Genomic DNA, 20136 nt, shown 5'->3' with positions numbered 1-20136 from the left:
CTTATGTTTTAATGAGAAAAGAAATGGCAGTCGAGTAGCTATGGAAGAGGGATAACATGAAGCGTCTAACGATCGGCTTGTTTGCCCATGTGGATGCGGGCAAGACTACTTTCGCCGAACAGTTGCTATATCATACGAACAGCATCCGGTCACGGGGCCGGGTGGATCATCAAGATGCCTTTTTGGACAGCCACGATATCGAGAGGAAAAGAGGCATTACCGTGTTCGCCGATCAGGCGGTTATGCACCATAAGGGCGACGTTTATTATTTGATCGACACGCCTGGACACGTCGATTTTTCTTCCGAGATGGAGCGGGCGATTGGGGTAATGGATTACGCTATCGTGATTGTCAGTGCGGTAGAAGGTGTCCAGGGTCATACCGAGACAGTCTGGCAGTTGTTGCGCAAACATCGGATACCGACATTTTTCTTCATCAATAAAACAGATCGCATAGGCGCGGATGCCCGCAGGACGGAAGAGGAGATACGCAGTCAGTTGACAAGGGATGTCTGTTCCGTCAAGGACAACTTCGCCAACGGTTTCGTCGGTGAGGGGCTACGGGAAATGATGACGGAGCGGAACGAGTCATTGCTAGAAGCGTTCATAGAGGAAAGGGACGATCAAGCTTTTTGGCTAGGTGCCTTGCAGGAGATGATACGAGATGGAAATCTTTTCCCCTGCACCTGCGGCTCGGCACTGCAGGATGATGGCGTTGTAGAGTTCCTGAATCAACTGTCCTTGTTGACGACTGCGTCTTATAACGAGACGGCTCCGTTCGGGGGGCGCATTTATAAAATTCAACACGCTGCAAACGGGTTGAGGCTAACGTTTGTCAAAGCGCTGAGCGGCAAGCTGAAGGTACGGGAACTGCTTAGCTATGAGAGCGGTGGACTGCGATACGAAGAGAAGATCACACAAATCTTCATGTTTAATGGTAGGAAATCACACTCGGTTGAACAAGTAGCTGCCGGCGATTTGTTTGCGGTCGTCGGCTTGTCCGAGGCCGAAGCTGGACAAGGGGTGGGGCTCTACTCAGACAAGTTTGCTTATGAGACTGAGCCGACACTACAGTCGAAAGTACAGTTTGACGGTTCGCTTCACGTGCAGCAAGTGCTCGGTGCGTTTCGCATTCTGAATGCGGAGGACCCGTCTCTGAATGTGGTTTGGGAAGAGAGTTTGCAAGAGATTCACATTCGCGTCATGGGTTTGATCCAATTAGAAGTGCTGGAGCAGGTTGTGAAGGAACGCTTCGGTTTCGTGGTCTCTTTCGGACAACCAGAAATCTTGTATAAAGAAACGATACAGTCTGCTGTGACGGGATATGGACACTTCGAGCCGCTCAGGCATTACGCGGAGGTGCACATCCTGCTTGAACCGGGAGAGCGAGGCAGCGGAATCCACGTCAATAGTGTATGTCATCCTGATGAACTGAGTTTTAACTACCAGAATCTGGTTCGGTCTCATCTCTACGAACGGGAGCATCATGGGCTATTGACAGGCATGCCAGTCACCGACATGAAAATTACGCTCCTAAGAGGCCGTGCGCATAACGAACATACGCATGGGGGCGATTTTCGTGAGGCCACCTTCCGCGCGCTGCGGCAGGGGTTGGAGAAAGCGGAGAATATGCTGTTAGAACCCTATTATGACTTCAAAATAAAGGTGGGAATGAACGAGATGGGGAGGGTACTTTCGGATATTCAGCGTGCCTCAGGTTCGTTCGAGCCACCGCAGATGTTGGATACGCATGCGGTGATTACGGGAAGGGTGCCCGTAGCAACATTCATGAATTACAGTACCGAATTCGCTTCTTTCACCCATGGACGCGGCAGCATCCGCTGTGTATTTGGCGGATACGATCGCTGCCATAACGCGGAGGAAGTGATGGAAAGGAAAAGCTATGAAAAGGATGCAGATCCGGTTTATACATCCTCCTCGATCTTTTGTGCCAAGGGGGCAGGCTACTCGGTACCATGGGACGAAGCAGAAGCCAAGATGCATCTGCTCTAAGCAGAACTGAACAGGGCTGTATCAAGATTTTCAACGGTTATTTTCAATGCGGAGGGGCGAGCCTGATTAGGCTTCGCCCTATTTACATTGGATGCGAGAATAAATCCCACGCAGTCCCTCTACATCCACAACTCGAATGGCACTCCGCTCAGATAGCTCAATCAAGCCTTGCTGTCGCCATTTCTGCAAAGTCTTGTTCACCGTAATGCGAGACGTATCGATATAGCGTGCAAAAGACGTCTGATCGATAGGGATATGATTAGTTCCGTGCACAGCGATCAGTTTGAGCAGATAATTAGCCATCTGTAGCTCAATTGGACTGTCAGTAAATGCGATGATTTCAGCTAGGAGACGGAGCTTATAGATTTGTGAATTGGTGAAGATCACTGCCGACTGTGGGTAGTCTTGGCATATGCGCGATAAGACCTCGTCGGAGAAAAAGTAAATGACGGAAGGAGATGTAGTTATGGCTGATGTCAGGTATGAGCCGTTATAGGCGCCGTGCTCCCCGAACAACCCACCTGTGGGAATGTAATCGATAGTCCGCTCATGCCCGTTCTCAGATAAGAGAGTGATCTTTACGCTCCCTTTGTCTAGATAATAAAATCCAGTTCCCACATCGCCTTGATGGTAGATCGTTGTATGTTTTCCCATTTCGATCTTCTTGCCATACATGAGGTACGGGGTCCACTGATAGCGGAGACAGGCCATTGTGACCACCTTTCACACTTAATGGATGTTACGGCGCTTCTCGATAGAAGGGAAGGGAGTTGCTGTGAGTTGTGGAGGCTTCAGCATATCTGGGCGTTTGACGACAAAGGATCGGTTATTGATTTCAATGATGCCTTGTTCCTTCCATGCCTTCAGGATCTTGTAGACAGTGATACGGGTGAGGCCAGCACATTCAGCTAGCTCTTGTTGAGTGAGGGGAACCTCGTGGTTTTTAAAGTCTTCGCAAATGTTGAGCAGGAGACGAGCGATTTGCTCTTCTGAAGTCAGTGCCTTCATGTTGATGGCGGTTAGAAGAATCCGCATTTTTTGATTGATGGTTTGGGTGAAAAGAGACAAGAGTTCAGGGCGTACCTTCAGCATTTCGAGGAATTGCAAACAGGAGAAATGGTAGACGACTGCATTCTTTACAGCAATAGCCGTGGTGAAATGAGGTTGTTGATCCATGGTTTGAAATCCCATGATTTGACCAGGGACTACGATGTTCACCAGGCGATCGTTCCCCTTGAAGGTAGAGGTCACAATCTTGACTAATCCCTTATGTAGATAATAAAAACCTTCTCCCATCGTCTCTTGCTTATAGATAGCTGTTTTTCCTTTCACAAATTGACGGGTGCCGTATGCTAAAAGGGTTTCCCATTTCAAATCCGTTTCAAAAGGAGATACCATCATCACCGCTCCTTTCCCCATCAATGATCTTGCCTCTTCCAATCATCCACTCAATGTTAAGTCTTAATTTTCTGAACTCATCACTTTTGATTATATGAAAATAAAAAGCTCTTTACCAATATTTCAACGTGAAAATGACGAGCAGTCGAAAGAAAAACAGAATTGATGTTAATTCGTTTACATATCCTCCGTTGCCCACGAATCAGGTGAGCGGCCTTTTATATTTTTCAGCCGTGATGTTAAGCGGGTTACATTTTTCAGAAAAGCCAGACACTATAATGCGGTTTAAGAACAAAATCGACTCAACTAACCAAAACCAACAGGGAGGAATTGTGGTGGGGATCCGCACAGGTGACCAATACATTCGGGGCTTGAAATCACGGCAACCGGAGATTTGGCTGCAAGGAAGAAAGGTGACAAAGGTATGTGAGGAAGCAGTTTTTCGACAGCCGATTCATGAAATAGCGAAACTGTATGACATGCAGCATGACGAGAAGTATCAAGCGAAGATTACCCATATTTGTCAGGAGACTGGCGAGCGTGTGAACAACGCCTTTCTCGTTGCAAAGACCCCTGAGGAATTGCAAGCGAAACGAGCCATATACGAAGCTTATGCGGAAGCCACTTTTGGTTTGATGGGAAGAACGCCGGATTTTCTCAATATCGTCTTGACGTCGCTATACAGCAATGCGTCTTTCTTGGAGAAGTACAATCCGCAGTGGGCGGAAAACGTGAAGAATTATTACAAGTATGTTCGCGACCAAGACCTATTTTTAACGCATGCGATTATCAATCCGCAAAATGACCGCAGCAAGTCCTCGCACGAACAAAACGATGTGTACACCCATTTGGGGGCAGTAGAGGAGACGCCGGAAGGACTGATTGTCAGAGGAGCGAAAATGCTCGCGACATTGGCACCGATCACGGACGAAGTCATCATTTATTCGTTCCCTGGGTTCAAGCCTGGCGATGAACGTTATGCCCTGGCATTTGCCATTCCAATTGACACGCCTGGCTTGCGCATCATTTGCAGGGAGCCCATGCAAGATGGAAATCGTTCGGTCTATGACCATCCTTTGGCATCGCGCTTCGAGGAAATGGATGCTGTTCTCGTCTTCAATGATGTACTCGTGCCTTGGGAGCGATTATTCCTGTACAACAATGTAGAAGCAGCCAACCTGCTCTATCCAAAGACAGGCATCGGACAGCAGCCGGCGCACCAGACAGGGGTGAGAGGACTGTTGAAGCTCCAATTTGCCACGGAAGTTGCCATGCGGCTGGCAGACTCCATCGGGGTAGACGTCTATCCGAATGTCCAAAACATTCTCGGGGAGCTAGCGCAATCGCTGGAATCGATCAGAGCCCTCCTGAGGACAGCTGAACTGGAATACGAGACCTTGCCGTCGGGCGAGCTCATGCCGGGTTACGTACAGCTCGAAACCATTCGCGGACTGCTTCCGAAGCTGTACCCACGGGCGATTGAAGTCATCCAAATTATTGGAGCAGGCGGTTTGCTCATGTCCCCGACAGACAGTGACATGGAGCATTCCGAGCTTGCGGCGGACATGGAAAAGTATTATGCGGGACGTGACGGTATTTCCGGTACAGATCGGGTTCGCCTGTTTAAGCTCGCTTGGGACCTGTGCGGGGAAGCCTTCGGACAGCGTTTGCTGCAATACGAGCGATACTATACCGGTGATCCGGTGCGCAAATTAGCGATTTTTTACAACAATTATAAGAAGTCTCATGCATGTACGATGGTCGATGACGCGCTCAGTGTTTTTGCTGCCAAATCGGCATCGCAGAGGGAACAGGTTCTTTAAACAAGTCCAGACGAAAAGGAAGGGAAAACCATGAAACTACTGGGCATAGCAGGCACAGTAATTGGGGCGAAAACAAACATCGTCGTGCAAAGCGTACTGGATGAAGTGAAAAAAACGGCACCGGAAATCGAAGTGGAGCTACTCGACCTGCGCGAGCACCGGATGTCTCTGTGTGATGGACGAGATCCGGCGACATACACGGATGATACAAAAAAGGTGATCGACAAGGTATCATCCGCTGACTTTTATCTGATTGGTACGCCTATTTTCCAAGGCTCGATGACAGGGGCGCTGAAAAATTTGTTTGATCATATTCAGCCTCAGGTTCTTCGACATAAAGTAATGGGCTTCGTGGCAAATGGTGGGACGTATCAGCATTACCTCGTGATCGAAAACCAGCTGAAACCAATTGCGGGCTTCTTTCGCGCTTACGTAGCACCAGGATCGGTGTATGTACACGCCGATCATTTCAACTCACAAAACGAAATTTCAGACGAAGATGTTTTGCGCAGAATCAACGAATTGGCACGAGAGCTGGTTCATATGCAAAAGGCATTGAAACCAGCAGGAGAAACGCTCTCACATAATCGCTAGGAGTTAAAAAAACAAAGGAGGGAATAGAACATGCATACTTTGGCACCTATCCATTTGTGGAAGTTTATCGAGGATCACATCGATCAGCTCAAGCCACCGGTGAATAACAAGGTGATTTGGAAAGATGCAGAACTAATGGTCATGGTAGTGGGAGGGCCGAATAAACGGCGGGATTTTCACATTGATCCATCCGAGGAAGTCTTTTACCAGCTCAAGGGTGATTGCTTTGTTGAGATCATGAACCAGGATGGGAAGCGTGAGATCATTACGGTCAGAGAAGGCGAAATGTTCCTTCTTCCTGCGAATGTTCCTCATTCCCCACACCGGATCGCGGATACGATCGGACTCGTGATTGAGCGCAACAGATCTGAGGGAGAACTGGAGGACTTTGCTTGGTTCTGCGAAAACTGCGACCACGAAATGCATCGCGTACGGATTCAACTGACCAACATAGAGGTGCAGGTAAAAGAGGCGATCGAAGGATTCAACAGCAATTTGGAGCTGCGGACATGCCAAAAATGTGGGCACGTCATGTCTCCGGAAGCGAGTGAGTGGAAATGCGAGTAGACTTCCATACCCACATTATTCCAGAGGATGTTCCCAACCTCGCTGAGCGATTTCATGGGGAGCGCTGGCCAGTTCTGCACCGCACTTGCACATGCGGGGCAAATATCATGGTCGGGGGAAAAGTATTTCGCGAAGTGACGGATCAGGTGTGGGATCCCCAAAAACGGATTCATGACATGCAGCGAGAAGGCGTGGATATGCAGGTGTTGTCACCCATTCCGGTTACGTTTTCCTACTGGGCCCCGGCAGCCGAAGCGGAAGTGATGGCGCGGATTCAAAATGATTTTATCGCAGAGACGGTCAACCAACATCCGAATCATTTCATCGGATTGGGTACCGTTCCATTGCAAGACACGGAAGTAGCCATTCGGGAAATGGATCGCTGCATGCACGAGCTCGGCCTGAGAGGAATCGAAATCGGTACCAACGTAAATGGCAACAATCTGGACGATCCGGGACTGATTCCTTTTTTTGAAATGTGTCAGACATGGGATGTGCCACTCTTCGTACATCCATGGGAGACGCTGGGCAGAGAACGGATGCCGCGGCACAACCTGATGTACACCGTCGGGATGCCAAGCGAGACAGCGCTTGCCGCAGCAAGTCTTATCTTGGGAGGCGTGATCGAGAAGTTTCCGCGCCTGAAAATCTGCTTTGCCCATGGCGGCGGCTCTTTTCCTTATATCCTACCCAGACTGGACCAAGGCTGGACGGTATGGCCGCATCTGCGTCTGACCGATCAACCACCTAGTGTGTACGCGAAACAATTCTACTTTGATTCCTTGACGTACGACCCATTGAACATCTCATACATGATGAAGCGCTTTGGCGAAGATAGAATCATGATGGGCTCGGATTATCCCTTCCTGCTTCGTGAAATACCTCCCGGGGATGTCATCGATCATACTTTGGAGCTAACGGACGGACAGAAGCGGGCGTTGCTGGGTGAAAACGCGCTACGCTTCCTGAACATAAAGGAGATGAATGGACTGTGAAGCATCAGACTGAAACGCCGGAACAACGTCTACAGGCAATGGGCCTTGACCTGCCAGAACCGAGACAGCCGGCCGGTAATTATGTCGGTTGTGTCCAAGCGGGCAATCTCCTCTTTCTGGCAGGCCAAGGGACAAACGAATATCGCGGGAAGCTGGGACAGGATGTCACGATAGAGGAAGGCTACCTAGCTGCCAGGCAGTGCATGCTCAATCTGCTAGCTGTTGCCAAACATGAGCTAGGGGAACTGGGGAGAGTCAAACGAGTAGTCAAAATACTCGGATTCGTTAACAGCGATCCAGCTTTCATAGATCAGCCTAAAGTCATGAATGGGGCATCCGATTTGTTGGTGGAACTATTCGGCGAGAAAGGCAGGCATGGGCGGTCCGCTGTAGGGATGGCCCAGCTCCCGCTAAATAACGCCGTAGAAGTAGAGATGATCTTGGAAATCGAGAATTAGGAGGATTCCCATGAGTCAGACTGCCAAGGAAAACCGGGTACGAAAAGACGCCAAGCTATTCATAGACGGAGATTACGTGGACGCTGTTTCCGGTGAAACCTTTGATACGATCAACCCAGCGACAAATCTCAAGCTGGCTTCTGTAGCTAATGCAAGTGAACAGGATGTAAAAAAGGCGATCGACGTGGCGCAGCGTACGTTTGAGTCAGGCGTTTGGAGTGAGATGTCTGTAGATGAGCGCGCCAAGATTCTCTGCAAGATGGCTGACCTGGTGATGGAACGTGTGGACGAACTGGCTTTGGTGGAGACGCTCGATGTCGGCAAGCCGATCAAAGAAAGCCGGGGCTTTGATATTCCGAGAGCGGCGGCCAATTTGCGATTCTTTGCCGAAATGGCCAAGTACATGGTTCATGAGCATTATGAAATGCGTCATTTTATGTCCTACACCAAATATGCTCCGGCTGGTGTGACAAGTCTGATCATTCCATGGAATCTGCCCTTCATGCAGATGACCTGGAAAGCATCGGCGGCTTTAGCCGCAGGAAATACCGTCGTTGTAAAGCCAGCCTCGTACACGCCTCTCTCTGCGGTGATGCTCGGAGAGATTGCCAATGAAGCAGGTCTTCCTCCTGGCGTGCTCAACATCATCACTGGTCCTGGCGGGACTGTCGGGGCTGCGATGACGACGCATCCCCATGTGCGCCGGATATCTTTTGTGGGAGAATCTAACACCGGCAAGACTGTCATGCAAAATGCCGCTTCGCAATTGATTCCGGTATCGCTCGAATTGGGAGGCAAATCAGCCAATATCGTATTTGAAGATGCCGATCTTGATGAAGCAGTAATAGGGTCGATCGAGGCAATATTCCGCAACCAGGGTGAGATTTGTCTGGCGGGATCGCGTTTATTGGTACAAGAAAGCGTATATGATCAGTTTCTGGACAAATTTGTGGCGGCTGTTCAAAGGATCAAGGTGGGAAATCCTCTGGAACCAGACACGGATATGGGAGCATTGGTGTCCCGCAGTCACATGGAGTCGGTGGAGCACTACATTCAGCTCGGACTAGAAGAAGGAGCCAAGCTCGGTTACGGCGGAAAACGGATCAACGGGCTGGGTGACGGCAATTTCCTAGAGCCAACCGTTCTCTATGATGTAGACAACAAAATGAGAGTGGCCCAGGAAGAAATTTTCGGTCCTGTCATCGTGATCATTCCATTCCGTACAGAAGAGGACGCTATTCGGATCGCCAATGATTCGGCTTACGGCTTGGCAGGAGTGGTTTGGACCAACGACCTGCGGCGCGCGCATCGCGTGGCTGATCGAGTGAAGTCAGGTCTTTTATGGATCAATTGCTGGTATGTCCGCGACTTGCGAACTCCGTTTGGCGGTGCCAAAGACAGCGGGATTGGCCGCGAAGGCGGGCGTCACAGCTTCGAATTCTACTCCGAGGTCAAGACAGTCACCATGAAATTATAGCGAGAAGGACAAGGACAGCAAATCAGGGAGGGAACCGTGTGGACAAAGAAAAGATCACGCGATTCGCCGATCATTTAGCGGCGGCGAGTCGTGAAGGGGTGGGAGTAGCGCCACTCACTTTACTGGATCCGCAATTCAGCGAGATAGAGGCATATCACGTTCAGTTGAAGACGATTGAGCGAAAAGTGAAAGACGGCGCGAGGATTACAGGGAAGAAAATCGGCCTGACCTCTCGTGCCATGCAGACACTACTTGGCGTGGATCAGCCAGACTATGGACATCTATTGGACGACATGGTCGTGGAAAACAACGGAGAACTGCCTTTCGAGTATGTCCTTTCGCCAAAGGTAGAAGCAGAAATTGCCTTCCTGCTGAAGCGCGATCTGGAAGGGCCACATGTAACCATCTATGACGTCATGATGGCAACGGAATATGTAGTGCCTGCTTTAGAAATCGTGGACAGCCGGATAGCCAACTGGCAAATCAAACTAGAAGACACAGTTGCGGACAATGCCTCTTCGGGCTTCTATGTGCTGGGTGGGCATCCCGTGAAACCGCAAGATCTGGATCTTCCCCTAGTAGGAATGGCGTTTTATAAAAATCAGGCGCTGGTCAATACCGGTGTGGGTGCCGCCGCATTGGGCAATCCCGCATCCTGTGTGGCGTGGTTGGCGAACAAGCTGTATGAATTAGGGATTACACTCAAAGCAGGAGAAATCATCTTGTCTGGTGCGTTATCAGCAGCGGTTGAAGCTAAGCCTGGCGATGTATTTCACACACGGATTGCTGGACTTGGTTCAGTAGGAGTCAGGTTTGGCAGATAAAAAATAGGAAAGGAGTGCATGCATGAAGAAAGTAAAAGTAGCAATACTGGGCTCGGGGAACATCGGGACAGACCTGATGATCAAGCTAGGAAGGTCGCCAGTTCTTGAACTGACGTCCATGATTGGAATCGATCCTGATTCGGATGGTCTGCGTAGAGCAAAAGCAGCTGGATACTACGTATTTAACGACGGATTGAAACCGTTTTTGGAAAGCGATGCGGATCTTGCGGATATCGTCTTTGACGCTACTTCTGCCAAAGCACATATTGGTCATGCCAAGGCGCTCAAGGAGGCAGGAAAGCTCGCCATCGATCTGACGCCTGCTGCTGTAGGGCCCTATGTAGTACCATCTGTGAATCTCGGTGCGCATTTGAATGAAAAGAACATCAACCTGATCACATGCGGCGGCCAGGCTACTATTCCGATCGTTCATGCAATAGGGAGTGTGAGTCCGGTCAGCTACGCAGAGATCGTGGCCACTATTTCCAGCAAAAGCGCGGGTCCTGGCACACGTTCCAACATCGACGAATTTACGGAGACGACCGCACGTGGTATCGAAGCGATCGGCGGAGCGAAGAAAGGCAAGGCGATCATCATCCTGAATCCGGCGGAGCCGCCAATCCTGATGAGAGATACGGTCTATGCAATAGTGGAGGAAGAGGCGGACCGACAGGAGATCGTGAAGGCTATTCACCAGACCGTTGCCTATATTCAATCTTTCGTTCCTGGTTACCGTCTGCGCTCAGAACCGATCTTTGATGAAAACAAAATCACCGTTTTTTTGGAAGTGGAAGGCGCGGGTGACTACCTCCCTACGTATTCAGGCAATCTGGATATCATGACGGCGACAGCGGTGAGAGTAGCAGAGGAATATGCCAAGCATGCTGTCGGCACCGGCACGGGTATATAGCCACGGATGAAAGGAGGAACCGCATATGAGTCGTGATATTGTGCTCACCGAGGTAGCGCTTCGAGATGGGAGCCATGCGATCAATCACCAGTTTACTGTGGAGCAAGTAGTCGAGGTAGCGCGAGGATTAGATGAAGCGAACGTACCGCATATCGAAGTCTCCCATGGAGATGGATTGGCCGGATCGTCCCTGCAATATGGGCTGTCCAGGACCCATGAACTGGAGCTGATCGAGGCTGCCGTTTCCGTTTGTAAACAAGCGAAAGTGGGCGTGCTCTTGCTGCCGGGAATCGGCACGATCAAAGATTTAAATACGGCAGCAGGGCTAGGCGTAGGCATGGCACGAATCGCCACACATGCGACCGAAGCGGACGTCTCCGCTCAGCATATTTATCGGGCGAAAGAGCTTGGCTTGACAACAGTTGGCTTTTTGATGATGTCGCATATGGCTGCCCCGGAAAAACTGGCGGAGCAAGCTGGACTTATGCAAAGCTATGGAGCCGATGTCGTGTACATCGTCGATTCTGCTGGCGCTCTGTTACCTGATCAAGCAGGGGAACGAGTCCGGGCATTGAAGCAATGTCTGAATATTCCCATCGGCTTCCATGCACACAACAATTTGTCTTTAGCCATGGCCAATACACTCGTCGCCATTCAAGAGGGTGCCACCTGGATTGATGGCAGTGTTCGGTGCTTGGGTGCAGGTGCGGGCAATACACAAACCGAGGTTCTCCTTGCTGTACTGGATCGAATGGGCATTCAGACGGGCGTCGATCTGTACAAAATGATGGACCTGGCAGAGGAAATCGTATCGCTGATTCTTCAAGTACCACAGGAAATTACCAGAGACGCTCTCGTTCTCGGATACGCGGGGGTCTATTCCAGCTTCCGGCTTCATGCCGAGCGTGCAGCCAGGAAGTTCGGCATCGACTCCCGGGACATTTTGATCGAGCTGGGAAGACGAAAGGCCGTGGGGGGACAAGAAGACATGATCGTGGATGTCGCAGCGGAAATGGCCCAATTGAATAGCTCTACCAAAATCAGATAGGGGGTGATCAGCGTGCAATCGGAGCTATTGTACAAAAGGTTGGCTCAGAAGCTGGTGGATGCTGAGTTGAATAGGGAGGAGGTCGTAAAACTAACGGCTGAATACCCCGAGCTGACAGTGGAAGATGGATATCGTATTCAAAATGAACTGGTCTCCCTCAAGCTTGAGCAGGGACATCGAATCTTTGCCTCTAAAATGGGTTTGACCAGTCAGGCAAAAATGAAGCAGATGAATGTGCACGAACCGATTCGAGGCTACATTTTTGACTATATGAATATCGAGGACGGCATTCTGCCGATCAATGAATTGATTCATCCCAAGGTGGAAGCGGAAATCGCCTTTGTTTTGAGTGAGGATTTGGAAGGTCCCGGCATCACTGAGGCTCATGTCCTGACATCCACTGACTATGTAGTTCCCGCACTGGAGATTATCGACAGCAGGTATGCGCAGTTCCAGTTTACCTTGCCTGATGTCATTGCCGACAATGCTTCGTCTTCCCGTGTGTTTATCGGATCGACGTGGAGAAAGCCTGATGAACTTGAACTCGATTTGGTAGGTGTTACTCTTTCGATCAATGGCGAGCTCAAAGACTTGGGGGCTGGTGCGGCAGTTCTCGGTCATCCAGCCCACTCGGTCGCGATGCTGGCGAACATGCTGGCTCGCGAAGGACGCAAGCTGCACAAGGGAGATTTGATTTTGTCCGGGGGCATTACCGGTTCCCACCAGCTACGGGAAGGGGATGTCGTAAGCGCTAAATGGGGTGGCCTCGGAAGCATTGAGTTTGTGGTGAAAACGGATAGGCAGTAAGGCGAAAAGCCGAGAAGAATGCAGGGAGTTATTCCGTATTCTCTCGGCTTCTTTTTATGTTGGGAAGCGAATAAAACAACCACACATAGGGGATAGGCAAATCCCCTAATGAATCATCTTGACAATCAGCGAAAGCAGGCGATATTATCTAACTAACGTTAGGTAGAAAATGGTGAGGAAATGAATAAAAGCGAAGCAACACGACAAAAAATTCTTGAAACGACCACATGGTTGATCGGACAGTATGGAATTGAAAAAGCTTCACTTTCCATGATTGCTCATTCTGTAGGCATACAGAAGCCATCCATCTATTATTATTACTCTTCGAAAGAACAACTAGTAGACGCTGTATTCGCTTGGATTTTAGAAGGATATAGTTTTGAAAAATATTTTCAGATTAATGCGTATACGAAAAATAATTTTGTAGAGAAGATGATTAGTGACGGCTTGCAATTGTTGGGTGAAGAGACTACAGATACACAAATGCTTGTTGTACAGGTATTAAATGAGTTTCTCTTATATGGAAACCGAGAATCTTCCCATAATAAAGAGTACAGATTAATAATTAAAGCCGTACAGGAAGGCTTTATTGACGGTTTTTTAAGACTACTACAAAAAGGTGAAGAATTTGGTCACACTGATTCAAAAGGCTTACGTGAAAAAGCATGTGTATTAGCGTTAACACTTGATAACTTATCAAATTATCCGATGATTGGCATTGAACTTGATGTTTCAGCTGTATGGAGAGAAACCATTACAAGTGTATTATCTAAAAAAGGAGACTTTAAATGAGTGAGAATCATACATTATTAAATTTTTCAAAAACGGACAAGGTTATCTTGTGGCTTGGTTTCCCTCTTATCGGCTTAGTGTTCGGCTGGTTTCTTCCGAGTATTGCTAAATGGGGCAGTTCTTTGCCTTGGATACCTTTCCAGGGGCCCTTAAAACTCATTGCATCCTATAGTGGAGCATGGGTAGGCATTGTTACAATGATCCTTGGCTTCATTGCGGGCATTGCCTTGACTCTACTCTCTTTTCATGAAAGCTTAGAAACGTCTGTATACGATGATAAAGTTACCTGTAAACTTAGAGATGATGAAATTCTTTTCAAAAAGAAAGATATCTCCCTTGTATTTATGGATAAAAAGCAATTGGTGTTTTTAGGTAATGATGAAAAAGAACTATTTCGTTCTAAGCAAGAGCTTACTAAAAGCACAGTAGGTGCTGCATTTAGAAAACATGATTATGTTTGGAGCGATACCGATCCATTTCAACATGATTTTAAGTTATGGGTTGTGGATTCTCCTGACCTATCTCCTGCTGCGAATGCTCTATTAAAAGCAAGGGGAATAGCCATTGAAAAAGGAAATGATAAAGAAGCTTTTCAATTGGCTCAAGAACTTTGGAAACTAAGAGTATCCGTAAAAGAAAAGGACAAAAGGCAATATTATCGATAAAAATCAACAAGTATTAACGAGTAACATGATCAAGGTTATTCTAACAAGGAGTTCAGCTTAGTATGACGAATTCAGCTTGGAAAAAGTACATGGGAGGTAAAGTTGTTTTGAATGACTATATAGGAACAATGAGAAAATACATTGGTCATGAAACTCTATTAACCGTTGGCTGTGGGGCAATAATTGAAGACGACTCTGGACGAATTCTACTACAACAAAAAAGAGATATTTGGGGTCTTCCTGGTGGCCTTCTGGAAATTGGGGAAACATTCGAAGAGACTGTTAGAAGGGAAGTTTTAGAGGAAACGAATCTTCAAATTAGTCAAATAAAGTTGTTTGGAATATACTCCGGAAAGAATGGCTTTGCTCAATATGCAAATGGAGACAAAGTTTTTAGTGTACAGATCATTTTTCACGTGACGAAATACGAAGGTACAGTTCAAGGAAATGAGGAAAGTACACGACTTCAATTCATACATAAAAAGGATATGCCAAGTAACCTAAACCCTCATCAAGCCCCATTTATTTTAGACTGGTTACATGGAATACAGCCACCAATAATTAAGTGAGTTTTTACTTTTATCTGAGGCAGCTTTAAAGGCTGCCTTTTTCAGACGCTAAATAAGCAAAGTGTTCATATTATTAATAATATTTCTGACGAAATGCTATCCAAACTTTGTAACATAGGAAATAATCAATGTAAAAATTACGAAAGAAGGAAAATGCATTGAGAACTAAAGTATACGTTATATCTGCTTTCACTAAAAACGGAGAAGGGGGAAACCCTGCGGGAGTAGTTCTAGATACAAAAGATCTCACAGAGAAAGATATGCAAGTTATCGCAAGTACATTAGGTTTTTCAGAGACTGCTTTTATATTCCCTTCTATAAATTCAGATTATAAAATTAGGTATTTTACACCGAATGAAGAAGTAGATGTATGTGGGCATGCCACGGTTGCAACTTTTTCCTTACTAGCTCAAAGCAGAATCGTACATCCAGGAATTTATACCACGGAAACAAAAGCGGGCGTACTACATGTACAAATTTATGACAATCAGATGATTTTCTTACAGCAAAACCTCCCGAGTTTTTTAGAAATACTTCCTTCTAAAGAGATAATAGGATCATTACGTATAAATGAGGACCAATTAATGCCTAATATGCCTATCCAAATTGTTTCTACAGGCTTACGCGACATCATTGTACCTGTAAAAAGTCTTAAAGACTTATTAGAAATAGGCCCTGATATGGAAGGCATCACTAAAATAAGTAAAAAGTATAATGTAACGGGGTATCATTTATTTACACTAGAAACCCTACATGATTCCACAGCTCATTGTAGGAACTTTGCACCTTTATACGATATTCCTGAAGAAAGTGCTACTGGTACATCAAATGCTGCTTTAGCTTGTTACTTAGTAAAATATAATGACAAGAAAAAAAGCAGAGAAAGAACCTTTGATTTTGAACAAGGGTATACAATGAACAGCTCCTCAGAAATTACTGTAAATGTATCTGTTCACTTAGGTGATGTTATATATGTTCAGGTGGGAGGTTCTGCTTCTACATTCCAAGAAAAATGGATTGATATTTAAGTAAATATCTGAAGGCTATAGTGGGAATGACGGGATCGCGAAGATTCCGTCCCTACAGCCCTCTTTGATTGATCATCTCGGCAAAAGCGGCAAAGGCCTTGCTGGAGAAGCGGTCCTTACGGCGTACGAGTCTTTTGGTCGCCATGCCGTACTCCTCTGAAATGGGATGAGCCGCCAGGGTTTGATATTCTCCCGAAAGTATGGTCGCCGGAAGCAGCGTCGCCGCCAGCCCGGATTTGACACAGCTCAGGAGCGTTTCTAGCGAGCTGATTTCAATAATGTTTTCAAAAGGAATCTCTCTACTCGTGAGCCATGCTTCCAACGCTTTGCGGTATGGACATCCCTTTGGATGAACCGCCCATTTCACCTTATTCATATCGAAAGGATCGGTCCCCGCTTCTTTGCTCAGCAAGACCAGTTCATCCTGTATGACGTACTCAGTTGTCAACATAGGTGACTCTACATCACCTGTTATGAAGGCCCCGTCCAGTTGATGATTCAGCACCATGGACGCAAGCTCCTGCGATACGCCGGTTACAATGGAGAGAGACACATCCGGATAGCGGTTTTGAAACTCGGACAGTGTGTTCATAAAATTTCCGCAGGTGACTGTCTCTATCATCCCGATCGCGAGGTGGCCGCTCGGGTAGGACTTTTCTTGCACCACTTTCACCGATTCATCGGCTAAATTTACGATGGAGAGCGCGTAATCCCGGAAGACGGTTCCTTTATCGGTCAACTTCACCCCTTTGGGATGACGGTGAAACAACGGAACGCCAAGCTCCGCTTCCAACTTGCGAATCCGGGTCGTCACATTCGATTGGACGTATTCCAGTTTTGTTGCTGCCCCGGATACGCTGCCTTCCGCCGCAACGGCCAAAAACACTTTAAGATCCGTTAATTCCATCTGTATTTCCATCCCTTCGCACAAGGTATCAAAAAAAATGATGTATACATCGATATCAATCATTATACGTTATGCGATGTCTGATTTACACTGTTGGTAAGAAATCGACAACAACAGGGGGAAGAAAGGCTTGCAAAAAGAGTGGATGTTTCTGCTGCTAGCTGGAATTTTCGAGGTGGTATGGGTATATGGGTTGAAGCATGCAACCACGGGGTGGGAATGGATTATTACCATCGCGGCGATTTTGTACAGCTTCAAGGTTTTGATCGACGCGGCGAAAAAACTACCCGTCGGCACGGTTTACGCGGTTTTTACAGGACTGGGTACAGGGGGAACCGTGATGACGGAAATCCTCCTCCTCAATGAGCCGGTCCATCCGCTAAAGCTCGTGTTCATTGCGACGCTTTTGGCAGGTGTGATCGGGCTCAAGCTGGTGACCCAAAGTGAGGAAAGCAATAAGAGGGGGAATAAAAATGGAGTGGATGGCGTTGTTGACCGCCGGTCTGTGTGAAGTGCTTGGGGTTCTTGCGATCAAACATGTTGCGAAGCGCAGCGGTTGGGGATCTTGGTTGCTTTTGGTCGCAGCGTTCACAGCCAGCTTTTCGTTGTTGATGTTCGCAATGACGCGGATTTCCATGGGCACAGCCTACGCCGTATGGACAGGTATTGGGACAGTGGGGAGCACGATTCTGGGGATGTTCGCTTTCGGAGAACCGAAGGAGTGGATACGCATCTTATTCATCAGCCTAGTTCTTGTGTCCGCGATCGGCCTGAAATGGATATCATAAACTCAGGGACCGTCGGTGGACCAAAAAAGGAGCTGCGGATGCGGCTCCTCTTTCTGTTACACCAGTTAGGTTCATCAAATAATGTCATCCTGATTTTTTACGGACACTTCACCATTCGGATAACGATGCTTCAGATAGTCTCCGCCCCAATTACATAGGACTTTTAAAACTTCTTTTAATGATTCACCATATTCAGTCAGGGCATATTCAACTCTTGGCGGCACTTGATCGTATGTTCTTCTGGTGATCAAGCCGTCTCTTTCAAGCTCTTTTAATTGTACCGTGAGCATTTTTTGTGAAATCCCCGTTACTAATCGTTTTAATTCTCCTGTTCGAATAGGTCCCCTTGTTAAGTGATATAAAATATGAGCCTTCCACTTTCCACCAATTACCTCTAAAACGACTTCCAGTCTGTTGTTGTACTGTTTCATTTCCTTTAACTCCTTTATAAATATATAGGTACGTCGACGTACCTATAGCACGTTTGCGTTCCTAAAGTACGTAAAAGTGCGTACTTTGCAATATTTCCTTTTCCTTGCATAATAGGGTCGTCACCAAGTTATGAGGGATAGGGACTATAACCATTATACCCATAGAAGTATCATGCAAAAAATATGTAGGAGGTACTGTTATGATGAAAACAGCAAATCGCACAGCAAATTTTTATGACGTAATTCGTGATCGTCGTTCTGTTCGGACTTTTGATCCTTCTTATACAATCTCAGAGGAAGAAATCAAAGAACTGATTGGAGAGGCAATGCTCGCTCCGAGTGGTACAAATCTGAATCCTTGGCGTTTTATGGTTTTTACAGAAAAGGCGCTCAAGGAAAAGTTGCTTCCTATGGCATTGGGACAACGTCAAGTGGTTGATGCATCCGCAGTCATTGTGGTGCTAGGAGATATGAACGCTTATACCGTGGAAAATGCAGACAAAATCAATCAAAGAGCAGTAGAAGCCGGTTTTATGCCAGAGGAAGTGAAAAACAGAATTAATGAAAGTGTGGAAGGGTACTACGGTACAGTGAGTGAACAAGTATGGAGAGAGTGGCAGCACCTTGATGGAGGTCTTGTTGCGATGCAATTGATGCTCGCGGCAAAGGCAAGAGGATACGACACTGTACCGATGCTTGGTTACAACACGGAAGAGTTCCGAAAAGCATTTGACGTTCCAGATAACTGGGTGAACATTCTTATGATTCCTGTAGGCAAAGCAACACAACCAGGGTTCCCGACTGTAAGGTTGGGTGTTGACGAAGTGACGTACTGGAATGGCAAGTAACGATCACAGATAAATTGGAAGTACCGCCACATATCATCACATGCATGGTCATGTGGCGGTTTCCCTGAAAGGAGTAGCTTGGTTTACCTATCGGGCCTTTTCGATAAATACATGATTTGTCGTCATTTTATAAAACAAAATTACGGATATTAAATGTCCTCATTAACTACGAAAGAAGGTCTTACTATGAAATTGAGTGTCTTGGATCAAACACCTACAGCGAACGGACAAACTTCTGCCCAAACGTTTCAAAATACGATTGAGCTGGCGAGGCTCGTGGATGATTTGGGCTACAACAGAATTTGGTACTCGGAGCATCATGGGGCTGTAAACTTGGCAAGCGCCTCACCTGAGATCAGGATTGCACACATTGCTTCCGTGACAAACAACATTCGCGTTGGTTCGGGTGGAATTATGCTCATGCACTACTCTCCATTAAAAATGGCCGAGGTTTTTAAAACGTTAGCAACGCTTTATCCCAACCGTATTGATTTCGGTGTGGGTCGTGCTCCAGGGGAGACCGGTTCTCCACGCTTGCCCTGCACGAAGGAAGACAATCCAATTTGCTTAACCAGTACGATAAGCTGATGGAAACGATGATGTTTATGACGGACACGATGCCTGAAGACCATGTGTATAGTCGCACATTGGCTGCACCAGTCGATGCACCAGTTCCAGAGGTGTGGCTGTTGGGATCGAGTGGAAGCAGCGCTGCACAGGCAGGAAGATTCGGGATTGGTTACTCTTTTGCCCAGTTTATCAGTGGACAATTAGAGTCTCCCATGCTTGAAGCGTATCGCACGAACTTCACGCCCTCAGCGTTTATGGAGACACCCAAAATCAATGTTGGCTATTTTGTGATGGCGGCGGAAACAACAGAGGAAGCTGAATATTACGCAGCGAGCCTGGATCTGAACTTGCTGTTTCTGGATAAAGGCATGCCGTTTCAAATCTTCACACCGGAAGAAGCATTGAATTATTCCTATACCGAAATGGACAAAATGCAGATTGAGCACAACCGCAAGCGTTTCCTGGTAGGAAGTGCAAAAGATGTTGCCAATACGCTGCGTGAACACGATGAAAAATACGGGGTTACAGAAGCGGTGCTTGGGACAATCAGTCATAGTCACGAGGCGAGATTGCAGTCGTACCGGTTGCTTGCAAAGGAACTTCTATAAATTGAAAGGTGGAAAAA

24 protein-coding genes are annotated in these 20136 nt (G+C 47.2%); 20 read left to right on the top strand and 4 right to left on the bottom strand.

What is annotated here, in order from left to right:
- The first annotated feature begins 56 nt into the window (after positions 1-56).
- Positions 57-2012, top strand: coding sequence for a GTP-binding protein (locus tag HPY27_RS05525; protein WP_173621872.1), 1956 nt, complete (start codon positions 57-59; stop codon positions 2010-2012).
- 78 nt (positions 2013-2090) lie between these two features.
- Here the strand turns inward: HPY27_RS05525 and HPY27_RS05520 are convergent, their stop codons facing one another.
- Positions 2091-2723 carry a Crp/Fnr family transcriptional regulator gene (locus HPY27_RS05520; protein ID WP_017248573.1) on the bottom strand — a complete coding sequence of 211 codons (633 nt, stop codon included), beginning with the start codon at positions 2721-2723 and terminating at the stop codon, positions 2091-2093.
- A gap of 18 nt (positions 2724-2741) precedes the next feature.
- Positions 2742-3410: a Crp/Fnr family transcriptional regulator gene (locus tag HPY27_RS05515; RefSeq protein WP_173621962.1), complete on the bottom strand. Its 669-nt coding sequence runs from the start codon at positions 3408-3410 to the stop codon at positions 2742-2744.
- Between the two features lie 335 nt (positions 3411-3745).
- Between HPY27_RS05515 and HPY27_RS05510 the strand changes: the two genes are divergently transcribed.
- The 14 genes from HPY27_RS05510 to HPY27_RS05445 all read left to right on the top strand — a co-directional run bounded on the left by HPY27_RS05510 (position 3746) and on the right by HPY27_RS05445 (position 15967).
- Positions 3746-5233 (top strand): 4-hydroxyphenylacetate 3-hydroxylase family protein, encoded by a 1488-nt coding sequence (locus HPY27_RS05510; protein WP_173621874.1) that lies wholly within the window; start codon positions 3746-3748, stop codon positions 5231-5233.
- Positions 5234-5263: 30 nt separating this feature from the next.
- On the top strand, positions 5264-5827 hold the full coding sequence (locus tag HPY27_RS05505) for an NADPH-dependent FMN reductase (protein WP_174224512.1): 564 nt from the start codon (positions 5264-5266) through the stop codon (positions 5825-5827).
- 30 nt (positions 5828-5857) lie between these two features.
- The gene (locus HPY27_RS05500) at positions 5858-6394 is read left to right on the top strand and encodes a 3-hydroxyanthranilate 3,4-dioxygenase (RefSeq protein ID WP_174224511.1); all 537 of its coding nucleotides are present in this window, start codon (positions 5858-5860) and stop codon (positions 6392-6394) included.
- Positions 6385-7389, top strand: a complete 1005-nt coding sequence (locus HPY27_RS05495) for an amidohydrolase family protein (RefSeq protein ID WP_174224875.1) — start codon at positions 6385-6387, stop codon at positions 7387-7389. The genes HPY27_RS05500 and HPY27_RS05495 overlap by 10 nt, the downstream gene beginning before the upstream one ends.
- Positions 7386-7847, top strand: a complete 462-nt coding sequence (locus HPY27_RS05490; RefSeq protein WP_174224510.1) for a RidA family protein — start codon at positions 7386-7388, stop codon at positions 7845-7847. The genes HPY27_RS05495 and HPY27_RS05490 overlap by 4 nt, the downstream gene beginning before the upstream one ends.
- Before the next feature lie 10 nt (positions 7848-7857).
- Positions 7858-9324, top strand: a complete 1467-nt coding sequence (locus HPY27_RS05485) for an aldehyde dehydrogenase (protein ID WP_174224509.1) — start codon at positions 7858-7860, stop codon at positions 9322-9324.
- A gap of 38 nt (positions 9325-9362) precedes the next feature.
- Positions 9363-10148 carry a 2-keto-4-pentenoate hydratase gene (locus tag HPY27_RS05480; protein ID WP_174224508.1) on the top strand — a complete coding sequence of 262 codons (786 nt, stop codon included), beginning with the start codon at positions 9363-9365 and terminating at the stop codon, positions 10146-10148.
- A gap of 22 nt (positions 10149-10170) precedes the next feature.
- Entirely contained in the window at positions 10171-11058 is an 888-nt protein-coding gene (locus HPY27_RS05475; protein WP_174224507.1) for an acetaldehyde dehydrogenase (acetylating), read from the top strand.
- Positions 11059-11083: 25 nt separating this feature from the next.
- On the top strand, positions 11084-12106 hold the full coding sequence (gene dmpG, locus HPY27_RS05470; RefSeq protein ID WP_174224506.1) for a 4-hydroxy-2-oxovalerate aldolase: 1023 nt from the start codon (positions 11084-11086) through the stop codon (positions 12104-12106).
- Between the two features lie 12 nt (positions 12107-12118).
- Entirely contained in the window at positions 12119-12913 is a 795-nt protein-coding gene (locus HPY27_RS05465; protein ID WP_017248584.1) for a 2-keto-4-pentenoate hydratase, read from the top strand.
- A 180-nt stretch (positions 12914-13093) separates the two neighbouring features.
- Positions 13094-13705 carry a TetR/AcrR family transcriptional regulator gene (locus HPY27_RS05460; protein WP_174224505.1) on the top strand — a complete coding sequence of 204 codons (612 nt, stop codon included), beginning with the start codon at positions 13094-13096 and terminating at the stop codon, positions 13703-13705.
- Positions 13702-14370, top strand: a complete 669-nt coding sequence (locus HPY27_RS05455) for a YqeB family protein (protein WP_174224504.1) — start codon at positions 13702-13704, stop codon at positions 14368-14370. The genes HPY27_RS05460 and HPY27_RS05455 overlap by 4 nt, the downstream gene beginning before the upstream one ends.
- 62 nt (positions 14371-14432) lie before the next feature.
- Positions 14433-14939: an NUDIX hydrolase gene (locus HPY27_RS05450; RefSeq protein ID WP_173621881.1), complete on the top strand. Its 507-nt coding sequence runs from the start codon at positions 14433-14435 to the stop codon at positions 14937-14939.
- A 158-nt stretch (positions 14940-15097) separates the two neighbouring features.
- Positions 15098-15967 (top strand): PhzF family phenazine biosynthesis protein, encoded by an 870-nt coding sequence (locus tag HPY27_RS05445; protein ID WP_174224503.1) that lies wholly within the window; start codon positions 15098-15100, stop codon positions 15965-15967.
- A 52-nt stretch (positions 15968-16019) separates the two neighbouring features.
- On the opposite strand, the gene HPY27_RS05440 is transcribed toward HPY27_RS05445, so the two are convergent.
- Positions 16020-16874, bottom strand: coding sequence for a LysR family transcriptional regulator (locus HPY27_RS05440; RefSeq protein WP_174224502.1), 855 nt, complete (start codon positions 16872-16874; stop codon positions 16020-16022).
- Positions 16875-17004: 130 nt separating this feature from the next.
- On the opposite strand from HPY27_RS05440, the gene HPY27_RS05435 reads away from it, so the two are divergent.
- Complete coding sequence (locus tag HPY27_RS05435) at positions 17005-17385, top strand: DMT family transporter (RefSeq protein WP_305852153.1); 381 nt, start codon at positions 17005-17007, stop codon at positions 17383-17385.
- Entirely contained in the window at positions 17348-17662 is a 315-nt protein-coding gene (locus HPY27_RS05430) for a DMT family transporter (RefSeq protein WP_173621883.1), read from the top strand. Before HPY27_RS05435 ends, HPY27_RS05430 begins: the two co-directional genes overlap by 38 nt.
- 74 nt (positions 17663-17736) lie before the next feature.
- On the opposite strand, the gene HPY27_RS05425 is transcribed toward HPY27_RS05430, so the two are convergent.
- Positions 17737-18093 carry a winged helix-turn-helix transcriptional regulator gene (locus tag HPY27_RS05425; protein ID WP_173621884.1) on the bottom strand — a complete coding sequence of 119 codons (357 nt, stop codon included), beginning with the start codon at positions 18091-18093 and terminating at the stop codon, positions 17737-17739.
- A gap of 200 nt (positions 18094-18293) precedes the next feature.
- Between HPY27_RS05425 and HPY27_RS05420 the strand changes: the two genes are divergently transcribed.
- The 3 genes from HPY27_RS05420 (at position 18294) to HPY27_RS30560 (ending at position 20119) form a co-directional block, all read left to right on the top strand.
- Positions 18294-18941 (top strand): nitroreductase family protein, encoded by a 648-nt coding sequence (locus HPY27_RS05420; RefSeq protein ID WP_174224501.1) that lies wholly within the window; start codon positions 18294-18296, stop codon positions 18939-18941.
- A gap of 186 nt (positions 18942-19127) precedes the next feature.
- Positions 19128-19529: an MsnO8 family LLM class oxidoreductase gene (locus HPY27_RS30565; protein WP_371814307.1), complete on the top strand. Its 402-nt coding sequence runs from the start codon at positions 19128-19130 to the stop codon at positions 19527-19529.
- Positions 19505-20119 (top strand): LLM class oxidoreductase, encoded by a 615-nt coding sequence (locus tag HPY27_RS30560; RefSeq protein WP_371814306.1) that lies wholly within the window; start codon positions 19505-19507, stop codon positions 20117-20119. The genes HPY27_RS30565 and HPY27_RS30560 overlap by 25 nt, the downstream gene beginning before the upstream one ends.
- Positions 20120-20136: the final 17 nt, after the last annotated feature.

The sequence above is a fragment of the Brevibacillus sp. HB1.1 genome, assembly GCF_013332445.1.
Lineage (GTDB): Bacteria > Bacillota > Bacilli > Brevibacillales > Brevibacillaceae > Brevibacillus > Brevibacillus porteri.
The sequence above is the reverse complement of the archived record's forward strand: the minus strand, read 5'-3'. Positions and strand labels throughout refer to the sequence as shown.